We start from the raw sequence: 11,164 nt of genomic DNA on the forward strand, positions 1-11,164 counted from the left end.
CGCCGTCTTCCGATGACGGCTTGAACGTCAGGACGGCTTGAGCGTCAAGGTGTCCTTCGTCCCCTTCGCCACCGCATTCGTCCCGAAGGACCAGTCGAGCAGTTCGCCGTTGACCCACTTGTCGGTCTGATCGGTGTAGTGCGCGCTGAACGCGTGCCCGGAGGCGCCGGTGAGGTTGACCCAGCGGGACTTGTCCCAGTCCCCCACGTTGACGACCATCCGCATCGACGGGACCCAGATGACCTCGTAGCCGCCCGCCGCGTTCCAGCCGGAGGCGTTGACCGCGGCCTCGCCGCCGCCGAGGTTCCACGGGCCGCGGTTGAGGGCCCGCTGGAGCACATCGGGGCCTTCGGTACCGAGGGTCTGGTTCTTCAGGGTCAGCTGGTGCAGCCGGCCCCAGCTCCAGGAGGAGATGTCCTTGCCGAGCTTGGCGGTCAGCTCCCAGCGGGCGTCCTCCATGGCGCGGCCGAAGAGTTCGTCACGGGTCTCGGTCGCCTTGTCCTTGCGGTTCTTCGGCGACTGCCACCAGTCGTTGTTCTCGTCGTCCATGAGGTTGGCGACCACCTGGTACCAGCGGTCGCCGCCGTCCGGCTGCGCCGTGTCCGTGTCGCGCTGGCCGCATTCGCGTACCGGCTTGTCCTGCTCGTCGACCGGGCCCGTGCTGTCGGCCAGGAGGACGGTGAGGCACTCGCCCTTGACCCGCAGCTCCTTGGGCAGCTTGTCGCCGAAGGCCAGCCTGAGGATGTTGCGCCAGACCGCGTTGAAGTAGGCGGCGGCCGCCGAGTCGGGCTCCTGGGTGTAGTCCCAGCCCTCCAGGAGCTTCTGTGCCTCACGGACGCTCTTGTCGGAGACGTTGATCTTCATCAGCTCGGGCACCAGCAGCGCGGCGATCTCGCTGGTGTTGTCCATCTGCATCTTCTGCATGTCGTCGGTCGAGATCTTCCCGCCACCCTTGATCTTCGACTCGATGAGGTCGTTGATCCGCTGGCTGCGGGTGCCGTAGCCCCAGTCCTTGGTGAGCAGGTAAGGGTACTTCTTCTCGTCGATGACGGCCTGGTTGGCGGTGACGATGTAGCCGCGCTCGGGGTTGTACTCGTACGGCAGCTTGTCGAACGGGATCGGGTTCTTCTCCCAGCCGTACGACGACGCCCAGCCGGGGCTCGGCATCGTGCCGTTGCCCGCCTTGCGCACCGGGATCTTCCCCGGGGCCTGGTAGCCGATGTTGCCCTTGGTGTCGGCGTAGATGAGGTTCTGCGAGGGGACCTCGAAGTGCTCGGCGGCGGCCCGGAAGGTCTTGAAGTCCTTGGCGCGGTTGAGCTCGAAGACGGCGTCCATGGAGTGACCCGGTTCCAGCGCGGTCCACTTCAGGGCCACGGCGTAACCGTCGCCGCGGTCCGGCGCTGCGTTGGTGACGGGGGCCTTCTGGCCGACCTTCTCCAGCTCGCCGCTGCGGTCGGAGACCAGCGGACCGTTGTTCGTCTCGCGCACGGTGATGTGCCGGCTCTCGCCGCCCGCGACCTTGATGGTCTCCTTGCGGGTGACGAAGGGCTTCACCTTGCCGTCGTACTGGTAGCCCTCGTCGGAGACCTTCTCCAGGAAGAGGTCGGTGACGTCCGCGCCGAGGTTGGTGAAGCCCCACGCGATGTCCTGGTTGTGACCGATTATCACGCCGGGCATGCCGGAGAAGGTGTATCCGGCGGTGTCGTACCGGCAGGTCGCCGAGAGCTGCCGGCAGTGCAGCCCCATCTGGTACCAGAGCGACGGCAGCTGCGGCGCGAGGTGCGGGTCGTTGGCCAGCAGCGGTTTGCCGGTGGTCGTGTAGGTGCCCGAGACGACCCAGGAGTTGGATCCGATGCCGTTGCCGTTCGGGCCGAGCAACGCGGGGATCTCGTCGAGGGTGTCGGAGAGCGAGGAGAGCTGGGTGTTCAGGCCCTTCGTGGCGCCCTGCACGGTGTTCGCGCCGATGCCGGTGGACGACGCCGCGGCCGGGTCGAACGCGCCGGTGACCGACGAGATCGCCCCCTGGTCGACAATCGGCCGGTGCTTGTCGTACTGGTAGGCGGGGTACAGCTCCTCGATCTGCTCCTTGCTGAGCCTGCTGGTCATCAGCGAGCGGTCGATCTCTTCCTGCATGTTGCCGCGCAGGTCCCAGGCCATCGCCTTCAGCCAGGCGACCGAGTCGACCGGGGTCCACTTGGTCGGCTGGTAGTCGTTGGTGAGGCCGAGCGCGGCGTACTCGACGGAGATGTCCTTGCCGTCGCGCCCCTTGAGGTAGGCGTTCACCCCGTCCGCGTACGCCTGGAGGTTCTTCTTGGTGTCCGCGGACAGGACGGTGTCGTACTCCTCCTGCGCGATCTTGCGCCAGCCCAGCGTCCGCAGGAAGGCGTCCGTGTCGACCTGCCCGGAGCCGAACATCTCGGAGAGCCGGCCGGCCGTCATATGACGGCGGACGTCCATCTCCCAGAAGCGGTCCTGAGCCTGTACGAAGCCCTGGGCGCGGAACAGGTCGGTGTCGGAGTCCGCGTAGATCTGCGGAATTCCATAGCTGTCGCGCTTGACGTCGACGTTGGCGGAGAGACCGTCGATCTTGACCGACCCGTTCGTCTGCGGGTACGAGGCACGCACGGTCGCTACGGACCAGTACGCGCCGTAACCGATACCCGCGACAAGCGCCAGCACCAGGGCGATCACGATCAGGCGGGCGCGTCGCCCCTTCTTCTTGCCGGTCTTCGCACCGGCAGAACCGGAAGAGCCGGAAGAGGCGGTTGTGTTGGCGGGCATCGCTGTCCTTCGAGGGGCAGGGTGGTCCTGGGAGTGCAGGAGCAACCATAGGCGCAGCACCGAGGCGGGTCCGACGCGGTATCGGGATCCATCGGATCGAGGAGCGATCACATGAGCACTCGAACGCGTCAAGAAAGCGTTAAAGATTAGGTAAGGTAATGAAGTACCGGCCGCCGGAGAGCCACTCGGCAGGCGTACGCAGGGAAGGAACGGCCACTGACTGTCCACGCGCTCAACGAACTCCTGCTCGTCTGCTCGCTCGTCCTGCTCGTCGCCGTCGCGGCAGTACGCATCTCGTCCCGCAGCGGGCTTCCCAGCCTGCTCCTGTATCTCGGCATCGGGATCGCCATCGGGCAGGACGGGATCCTCCACATCAAGTTCGACAACGCCGAACTGACCCAGGTGTTCGGCTATGCCGCCCTAGTCGTGATCCTGGCCGAGGGCGGCCTCGGCACGAAGTGGAAAGAGATCAAACCGGCGCTGCCCGCCGCCGCGACGCTGTCGGTCGTCGGCGTCGCGGTGAGCGTGAGCGTCACCGCGGCCGGGGCGCACTATCTGGTCGGCCTGGACTGGCGGCAGTCGCTGATCATCGGCGCGGTCGTCTCGTCGACGGACGCCGCCGCGGTCTTCTCCGTGCTGCGCAAGGTGCCGCTGCCTGCCCGGATCACCGGTGTGCTGGAGGCCGAGTCCGGCTTCAACGACGCCCCCGTGGTGATCCTGGTGGTGGCCTTCTCGACCAAGGGGCCGGTGGACACCTGGTACCTGCTGGTCGGCGAGATCGCCCTGGAACTGATGATCGGCGCGGCCGTCGGCATCGCCGTCGGCTGGCTCGGCTCGTTCGGACTGCGTCATGTGGCACTGCCCGCGTCCGGTCTCTACCCGATCGCGGTGATGGCGATCGCCGTGTCCGCGTACGCGGCCGGCGCCCTGGTCCACGGCAGTGGCTTCCTCGCCGTCTATCTGGCCGCGATGCTCCTCGGCAACGCCAAGCTGCCGCACTGGCCCGCCACCCGCGGCTTCGCCGACGGGCTCGGCTGGCTGGCCCAGATCGGCATGTTCGTCCTGCTCGGGCTGCTGGTCACCCCGCACGACCTGCTCGACGACTTCTGGCCCGCGATCATCGTGGGTCTGGTACTGACCGTGGTGGCGCGCCCGCTGGAGGTCTTCATCTCCCTGATCCCGTTCCGGATGCCGTGGCGGGAGAAGGCCTTCATGTCGTGGGCGGGGCTGCGTGGCGCCGTCCCCATCATCCTGGCGACCATTCCCATGGTGCACGGGATCGAGGGCTCCACCCACGTCTTCAACATCGTCTTCGTACTCGTTGTCGTCTACACGCTGATCCAGGGGCCGACCCTGCCTTGGCTGGCCAAGGCCCTGAAGATCGCCGAGGACCCCTCCGAGGCCACCGACCTGGGCATCGAGTCGGCGCCGCTGGAGCGGCTGCGCGGGCATCTGCTGTCGGTGGCGATCCCCGGGAAGTCGAAGATGCACGGCGTGGAGATCGCCGAACTGCGACTGCCCGCCGGAGCGGCCGTCACCCTCGTCGTACGGGAGGGGAAGAGCTTCGTGCCCGGACCGTCGACCATGCTGCGGCGGGGCGACGAACTGCTGGTCGTCGCGACCGATCCGGTGCGCGACACGGCCGAGGCCCGGCTGCGGGCGGTCGGCGAGGGCGGCAAGCTGGCCGGGTGGCTGGGGACCGACGGCGGCACCGATGGAACCGGCAGGACCAGGACGCACCACTGATCCGAGGCTACGAAGGTGTGATTGCCCGCAATCGCAGGCCTGCACCGGATCCTGCCCTGTAGCATGAAGGAAACGTGATCGACAAAGATCGATAGATCCGGTCAACACCGGATCGACCAACTCTGCCTGACGCAGAGCTGGCGCGACCGTATGGCGGTCGTGGCGTCCTCCGCCTCTGCTGCGAGCGCCCGGCATCTACCGCAGTTCCGCGCGAAGAGGACAGCTCTCGGCAGCTCCCGTCCGGGACCGGCACCCACAGGTGCGGACCGGCCACGGAAGCATGGCTACCAGGCGGCAGAAAGGCATGGACCGTGGCGTCCACGGTCTCCGACCGCCCCGGTTACGGGCAACTGCTGCGCATCCCCGGTGCGTGGACCTTCCTCCTTCCGGGCTTCGCCGCACGGCAGCCCTTCGCGATGCTGACCATCGGCATCGTCCTGCTGGTGCAGCACACCACCGGCTCGTACGGCAGCGCGGGCGCCGTCGCCGCTGCCACCGGTGTCTCCATGGCACTGTTCGCCCCGCAGAGCGGCAAGCTGGCCGACCGCATCGGCCAGCGCGCCGTACTGCTGCCGGGAGTCCTCGTGCACACGGCGTCCGTATCGGCGCTGACGGCACTCGCACTGGCGGACGCACCGCTCTGGCTGCTGTTCCTGGCCGCAGTGCCGACGGGTGCCTCCGTCCCGCAGATCGGCCCGATGGTGCGGGCCCGCTGGGCGGCCCTGCTCGGCGCGGCACCCGGCCGGAAGGCCTCGCCCCTGATGTCGACCGCCGCCGCCTTCGAGTCGGTGACGGACGAGTTCACCTTCGTCATCGGACCCGTCCTCGCCACCGCCCTGTGCACCGGGGTGCATCCGGCGGCCGGACTGATCGCGGAGGCCGCACTGACGCTGATGGGCGGCCTGCTCTTCGCGGCGCAGCGCCATACCCAGCCCGCGGTCCGCGCCACCACGTCCGGCGCCTCCGAACGGCACACCTCCGCCCTGTCCGTACCGGGCGTGCGCGTGCTCGCGGTGGCGTTCCTCGGGATCGGCGCCGTCTTCGGCGGCATGCAGGTCTCGCTGACCGCATTCGCCGAGGAGATCGGCCGGCCCGGTGCGAACGGCCTGCTGTACGGGATCTTCGCGGCCGGCAACATGCTGGCCGGGATCGCCTGCGGTGCCATCGCCTGGAAGAGCGGGCCGCGGCGCAGGCTGATCGCCGGGTACGCGGCGCTGACCCTGACCGCGTCCGGGCTGTGGGCCGTGCACTCCGTGCCGCTGCTGGCCGGGCTCGGGCTGCTCGTCGGACTCTCCATCGCACCCGCGCTGATCAGCGGATACACGCTCGTCGAGGCGCTGGTTCCGGCGTCCGCCCGGACCGAGGCGTTCACCTGGCTGACGGGCGCGGTCGCGCTCGGCCAGGCCGCGGCGGTGACGGTCGCCGGACGGCTGGCGGACGCCCACGGCGCGAGCGCCGGATTCGTGGTGCCGCTGGTGGGGACCGTACTGGCACTCGTGGCCCTGGTGACGCTGCGTTCGCGGCTGACACCGGCCCGCGCGACCATCATGGCCGCACGCGGCACGGTTCACCGCGATCCTGTCGCGGCCAGAAAATGACGATTCATGCGCTCGCTCGCTCAGCGGAATACGTCAGTGTGACTCCTCCGCCACATAATGTGGCAGCTTTTCGCTCAGGCCAGCGGCCCCCACGACGGCCAAGCCCTGACCGCTGCCCTTCAGGCAGGTGACAGACGTTACTGCAAACAGCGGCCCGTAGCAGCTACCATTGAGGATTGTTAGCACTCATCGAGTGAGAGTGCCAGGAGGAAGACAAGTGCCGACCTATCAGTACCAGTGCACCGAATGTGGCGAGGGCCTCGAGGCGGTGCAGAAGTTCACCGATGACGCTCTGACCGTGTGCCCGAACTGCGAGGGACGCCTGAAGAAGGTGTTCTCGGCGGTCGGCATTGTCTTCAAGGGTTCCGGTTTCTACCGGAACGACAGCCGCGGCTCCTCGTCGAGCAGCGCGCCGGCTTCGGCGTCCGCGAAGGCATCCGGTTCCGCTTCGTCGACTTCCTCGACGGGGTCGGACTCGAAGTCGTCCGCGCCTTCGTCCGCCGCTGCTTCCTCTTCCTCGTCGTCGTCCTCCGCGTCGTCGTCGAGCGGTACGTCGGCCGCCTGAGCCGAGGTACGCAGCTTCACATTTCGTCCGAGGGCCCCGCCGATCCGATCGGCGGGGCCCTCGGCATTTACAGCCCCGCTAGTGTGATCACATGGTGAACGCAGAGATCGGTGTCATCGGCGGCTCGGGCTTGTACTCCTTCCTGGAGGACGTCACCGAGGTTCGCGTCGACACCCCGTACGGACAGCCGAGCGATTCCGTCTTCCTCGGTGAGATCGGCGGCCGCCGAGTCGCCTTCCTCCCCCGCCACGGACGCGGCCACCATGTGCCGCCGCACCGCATCAACTACCGCGCCAACCTGTGGGCTCTGCGGTCCGTCGGCGTACGTCAGGTGCTCGGCCCGTGTGCGGTCGGCGGGCTGCGTCCGGAGTACGGACCGGGGACGCTGCTCGTACCGGACCAGATGGTGGACCGCACCAAGGCCCGCACGCAGACGTATTACGACGGGGAGACCCGCGCGGACGGCGTGGCGTCGAACGTGGTGCACCTCGCCTTCGCCGACCCGTACTGCCCCGAGGGGCGCAAGGTCGCACTGGCCTCGGCCCGCGCCAAGGGCTGGGAGCCGGTGGACGGCGGGACCCTGGTGGTCGTCGAGGGGCCGCGCTTCTCGACCCGGGCCGAATCGCGTTGGCATGCGGCGATGGGCTGGTCGGTGGTCGGCATGACCGGGCATCCAGAGGCCGTGCTCGCCCGTGAACTGGGGCTCTGCTACACGACGATGACGCTGGTGACGGACCTGGACGCGGGCGCCGAGGCGGGCGAGGGCGTCTCCCACGGGGACGTACTGAAGGTGTTCGCGGCCAACGTGGACCGGCTGCGGGCGGTGCTGTTCGCCGCGGTGACGGCGCTGCCTGCGGAAGGGGAGCGCAGCTGTTCTTGTGCGCGTGCGCTGGACGGGATCGAGACGGGGATCGAACTGCCGTAGGGGGTGCGACCGCGGCTCGGCCCTGGGTCCGGCCTGGTCCTGGCTCCGGCCCGGTCCTGGTCCGGGTTGCTGGGTCCGGCCTGGTCCTGGGGCCGGTTTGGTGCTCGCTCCGGGCTGGTCCTGGTTTGTTCGGGGCTGGTTGTTCGGGGCTGGTCCTGGATCGGGGCTGGTCCTGTTCGGGGCTGGTCCTGCTCCTTCCGGCCTGGCTCCGATCTTGGCTCTGCGAGACGGGTGGGGCGCGGGTGGGTGACCGACTTGTCCACAGCGTGTGCGCCGTCCACAGGGCTCGGCGGGAATCTCGGGGACGGTGGATCGTGAGGGGCGTCGGTGTTCGCCCGAACGCCGGACTTCGTACTCCTCACTCCTCACGGCAGGTGGTGTCGGCCATGTTCCCGCCCGTTTCTCCGACCACGTCCTCGTCCGATGTGCGTCCGACGGTCCCCGGTCCGCCGGTGTCGGCGCCGCCGCCCTGTGGGGTGCCCGCGTTCGCGCCGCTGCGGGTGCGCGGGGGTGGTGGGCGTCGGTTACGGCGGGCGGTGTGGCGACAGCGCCGCGCCATGGCGGCCGGACTGGCACTGACAGCTGCGGCGCTGGCCGCGACAGGACTGACCGGTGGTGACGGTGGCAGCGGGGCGGCGGACCGCGCGGGAGGCTCGGCGCCGGAGGGGGAGCGGCGACCGGTTCAGCTGGTGTCGGCGCCGGTCCGGATTGCGGATGCGGCGACGGTACGGCTGTTGCGCCCGGGCGACCGCGTCGATGTGATCGCGGGCGAGGGCTCCGGGGCAGATGCCAGGGTGGTGGCGAAGGGGGCCCGGGTGGCGGCGGTGCCGCAGACGGCGGCCGATGGTGCTGCCGAAGACCCCTCGGAGGGTGGCGCGCTGGTCGTGCTGTCCGTGCCCCGGAGCACGGCGGCGTCGCTGGCCGGCGCAGGGATCTCGGCCCGGCTGGCGGTGACGCTGTGCTGAACCGGGCACACCGGCCCATTCGCATTGATGAGCCGTCAAGTCACCGGCCAGAAGGCGCGGATTGGGTGGTTTTGCCTCGTGCAGCCGTAGGTTGCGGAACAGTTCGTTCCCCCTACGGCGCATGCGGAGGAAGACTCACTCGTGGGCGAGAAGAAGAAGGTCAGCCTGATGTGAGGCTTCAAGGTCGTCCTGTTGCGCGGCAATGTGATCGACCGGGCGATCGCGGTCGTCATCGGCGCCGCGTTCACCAACATCGTGAACGCGTTCGTCAAGGGCGTCATCAATCCGCTCGTCGGTGCGCTCGGCACCAAGGATCTGGAGAGCTGCAGCTCCTGCCTCAAGGGCCCCTGTGTCACGGACCCGAAGACGGGCGAGCCGACCGAGGGCATCCGGATCCTGTGGGGCTCGGTGCTCAGCGCCACGCTCAGCTTCGTGATCACGGCAGCCGTCGTCTACTTCCTGATGGTGCTGCCGATGGCCAAGTACCTGGCCGGGCGAGCGGCGATGCCGGCTGCCAAGGACGGCGTGCAGGAGACGTTGGAGGTGAGCGAGCTGGAGGTGCTGAAGGAGATCCGCGACGTTCTCGTCTCGCAGCGGTCCGGCGGGCGAGGCCACGACGAGTAACTCAGACGTGGTGGGGTGGCTTCTCGTCGAGGAAGCGCGCAAGGTCGGCGGCGCTGCCGCCGGCCGGAGCCCGCTCGCCCCACGCTCGGTCCGTATCGTCCGCGGACTGCTGGTCCAGCGGATCGTCGAAGATCAGAGCCGGCTTGGGCTTCCTCTGCTCCGGCTGTGTCGGATTTGTCGGCTGCGTCGGTTTCGAATCGCGCGGTCCGGGGGTGGGGGCGGTGCTCATACCACCAGGGTACGGCGACGGTCAGCGATCCTTCGGGTCGAGCATCCAGAGCCCCAGGACGACGAGGAACGACAGACAGAGGAAGCCCGCACCCCACCAGGCCGTTCCGGTATTGCCCTCCATCCATTCGTCGACGACGACGGTCAGCCCCCAGAGCTGGCCGATGACGACGGTCATGGCAAGGGCCAGCCGGGCCGTCAGTTTCGAGGAGCGCTCGGGTTCCTGGTCGGTGCCCGCTCCCGGGCCCGGACCGGTGCGGCGGACCCGAGGGTCGCCGTAGCCACTGGTGGAGCGGATCTGCGGATACCGCTCGCGGACGGGTCGGTTCAGCTCCGGCCGGGCGCTGCCCGGGTGGTACTCCGGATAGGCGGGGCGCTCCGGGTCGGCGGGCTGCTGGGCGTCGGTCATGTCCGCCTGCCGGGGGTCTCGGCTTCAGTTGCCCCGGTACGGGGAGCCTTCGCGCCGGGAGCATGCGCCGGAGGTGCCTCCGCACCGCCGTCCCGGACCGAGGGGCAGCCGATCCGCGAGGCGAGGTCCGGCCGTTCCTCGCTGATCTGGCGGCACAGACCGTGCTCGATACTCTCTCCGGAACGGGTGGTGCCGATGGCCCAGACGCTGCCGTCGGCCTGCTCGGTGAGCGCCACCTTGGGCAGGGGACGTGGCGGCGGTCCGGCGGTGACTTCTCCGGTACGCACATCGAAGATGCCCTCGTGGCAGGGGCAGTAGAGCCCCCCTTCCGGACCGCGGTCCTTGCGCCAGAGCACCCCGCAGGCGAGATGGGTGCAGATCGCCGAGTAACCGACGAGAGTGCCGTCGTCCATCCGGACGGCGACCGCCTTGTCATCCTCCTCGGGGTAGCTGAAGGCGATGGACTCGCCGGGCAGGAGCTGAGCGGTGATCTTTCTCGGTTCGGGTGCCTTGGCGTCATCGGTGTCCCCGTGGCGCGGGAGCATGCCGCCGGCCACGCCGAGGCCACCGACGGCGAGTCCGCCGGAGACGGTGGCGACGATCCGGAGATAGTCGCGCCGGGTGGTGAGGGAGTCGGCGGCGATCCGGTCGTGCAGGGCCTTGCGCGCGTCTCCGTGGGGGCTCCGGTCCCCGGTCGGCGGCTGTTCGGTGACGCTCATCGGCGGACGTCCTTCCCGTTGATCTCGACGACGGGAAGACCGCCGGGCACCGGCCACTGGACCTTGTCGGCGGGGACGACCATGGCCACGCCGGTGCGGACCTCGGTCTCGCCGAAGGTGAAGGTGTCGGCGATCTGGACGCCGGGCCGCTCTGCCTGGAGCTCCTCGGCCGTTCCGTAGAACAGCGCCCCGGTCGGGCAGACGGTGGCGCACATGGGGGCGAGGCCGTAGGCGGTGCGGTCGTAGCAGAGGTTGCACTTCATCTGCAGCTTCGCCTGGAGGTCGATCTTCGGGACGCCGAAGGGGCAGGCGTTGACGCAGTTGGCGCAGCCGATGCAGCGGGTGGTGTCGGCCTGCTGCACCACGCCGTCGGCGGTGACCAGGATCGCGTCGGCGGGGCAGACCTCGGCGCACGGGGCGACCGGGTCCTCGCAGTGCATACAGACCGTGGGGAGGGAGGCGACGGAGTGACCCTCGTCGGTGTAATCGAGGTGGATCATCGACTTGCCGCGGTGCGAGTCGCATTCCCGGCAGGCGGAGACACAGGCCTGGCAGCCGATGCAGCGCCCCGGGTCGATGAAGATCGTTCTGCCCATCATGCGGG

Annotated in this window: 11 protein-coding genes and 1 pseudogene; 6 read left to right on the plus strand and 6 right to left on the minus strand. The window is 69.1% G+C overall.

Going from position 1 to position 11,164, the window contains the following annotated elements:
• Positions 1-27: 27 nt before the first annotated feature.
• Entirely contained in the window at positions 28-2,781 is a 2,754-nt protein-coding gene (locus ACWCP8_RS36055; RefSeq protein ID WP_352265400.1) for a penicillin acylase family protein, read from the minus strand.
• A gap of 243 nt (positions 2,782-3,024) precedes the next feature.
• On the opposite strand from ACWCP8_RS36055, the gene ACWCP8_RS36060 reads away from it, so the two are divergent.
• The 4 genes from ACWCP8_RS36060 (at position 3,025) to ACWCP8_RS36075 (ending at position 7,615) form a co-directional block, all read left to right on the plus strand.
• A complete protein-coding gene (locus ACWCP8_RS36060) occupies positions 3,025-4,527 on the plus strand; it encodes a potassium/proton antiporter (protein WP_352265637.1) in 1,503 nt (500 codons plus the stop codon).
• 311 nt (positions 4,528-4,838) lie between these two features.
• The gene (locus tag ACWCP8_RS36065) at positions 4,839-6,125 is read left to right on the plus strand and encodes an MFS transporter (RefSeq protein ID WP_352265398.1); all 1,287 of its coding nucleotides are present in this window, start codon (positions 4,839-4,841) and stop codon (positions 6,123-6,125) included.
• A gap of 217 nt (positions 6,126-6,342) precedes the next feature.
• On the plus strand, positions 6,343-6,690 hold the full coding sequence (locus ACWCP8_RS36070; protein WP_352265396.1) for an FmdB family zinc ribbon protein: 348 nt from the start codon (positions 6,343-6,345) through the stop codon (positions 6,688-6,690).
• 91 nt (positions 6,691-6,781) lie between these two features.
• Positions 6,782-7,615: an S-methyl-5'-thioadenosine phosphorylase gene (locus ACWCP8_RS36075; RefSeq protein WP_352265394.1), complete on the plus strand. Its 834-nt coding sequence runs from the start codon at positions 6,782-6,784 to the stop codon at positions 7,613-7,615.
• A gap of 358 nt (positions 7,616-7,973) precedes the next feature.
• Here the strand turns inward: ACWCP8_RS36075 and ACWCP8_RS36080 are convergent, their stop codons facing one another.
• Complete coding sequence (locus tag ACWCP8_RS36080; protein WP_352265660.1) at positions 7,974-8,174, minus strand: hypothetical protein; 201 nt, start codon at positions 8,172-8,174, stop codon at positions 7,974-7,976.
• Here ACWCP8_RS36080 and ACWCP8_RS36085 point away from each other — a divergent pair.
• The gene (locus tag ACWCP8_RS36085; RefSeq protein ID WP_352265636.1) at positions 8,092-8,580 is read left to right on the plus strand and encodes an RcpC/CpaB family pilus assembly protein; all 489 of its coding nucleotides are present in this window, start codon (positions 8,092-8,094) and stop codon (positions 8,578-8,580) included. The two genes, ACWCP8_RS36080 and ACWCP8_RS36085, sit on opposite strands and share 83 nt — an antisense overlap.
• Before the next feature lie 168 nt (positions 8,581-8,748).
• Positions 8,749-9,186 (plus strand): annotated as a pseudogene (locus tag ACWCP8_RS36090) (large conductance mechanosensitive channel protein MscL); the annotation flags it as partial.
• A gap of 19 nt (positions 9,187-9,205) precedes the next feature.
• Here the strand turns inward: ACWCP8_RS36090 and ACWCP8_RS36095 are convergent.
• The 4 genes from ACWCP8_RS36095 to ACWCP8_RS36110 are packed head-to-tail and all read right to left on the minus strand — an operon-like array spanning position 9,206 to position 11,159.
• Positions 9,206-9,433 (minus strand): hypothetical protein, encoded by a 228-nt coding sequence (locus ACWCP8_RS36095; RefSeq protein ID WP_030976735.1) that lies wholly within the window; start codon positions 9,431-9,433, stop codon positions 9,206-9,208.
• A gap of 21 nt (positions 9,434-9,454) precedes the next feature.
• Positions 9,455-9,841, minus strand: a complete 387-nt coding sequence (locus ACWCP8_RS36100; RefSeq protein WP_352265392.1) for a DUF6755 family protein — start codon at positions 9,839-9,841, stop codon at positions 9,455-9,457.
• On the minus strand, positions 9,838-10,560 hold the full coding sequence (locus ACWCP8_RS36105; protein ID WP_451120543.1) for a QcrA and Rieske domain-containing protein: 723 nt from the start codon (positions 10,558-10,560) through the stop codon (positions 9,838-9,840). Before ACWCP8_RS36105 ends, ACWCP8_RS36100 begins: the two co-directional genes overlap by 4 nt.
• On the minus strand, positions 10,557-11,159 hold the full coding sequence (locus ACWCP8_RS36110; protein ID WP_030926646.1) for a 4Fe-4S dicluster domain-containing protein: 603 nt from the start codon (positions 11,157-11,159) through the stop codon (positions 10,557-10,559). The genes ACWCP8_RS36105 and ACWCP8_RS36110 overlap by 4 nt, the downstream gene beginning before the upstream one ends.
• Positions 11,160-11,164 lie beyond the last annotated feature (5 nt).

The sequence above is a fragment of the Streptomyces sp. NPDC002206 genome, assembly GCF_053593595.1.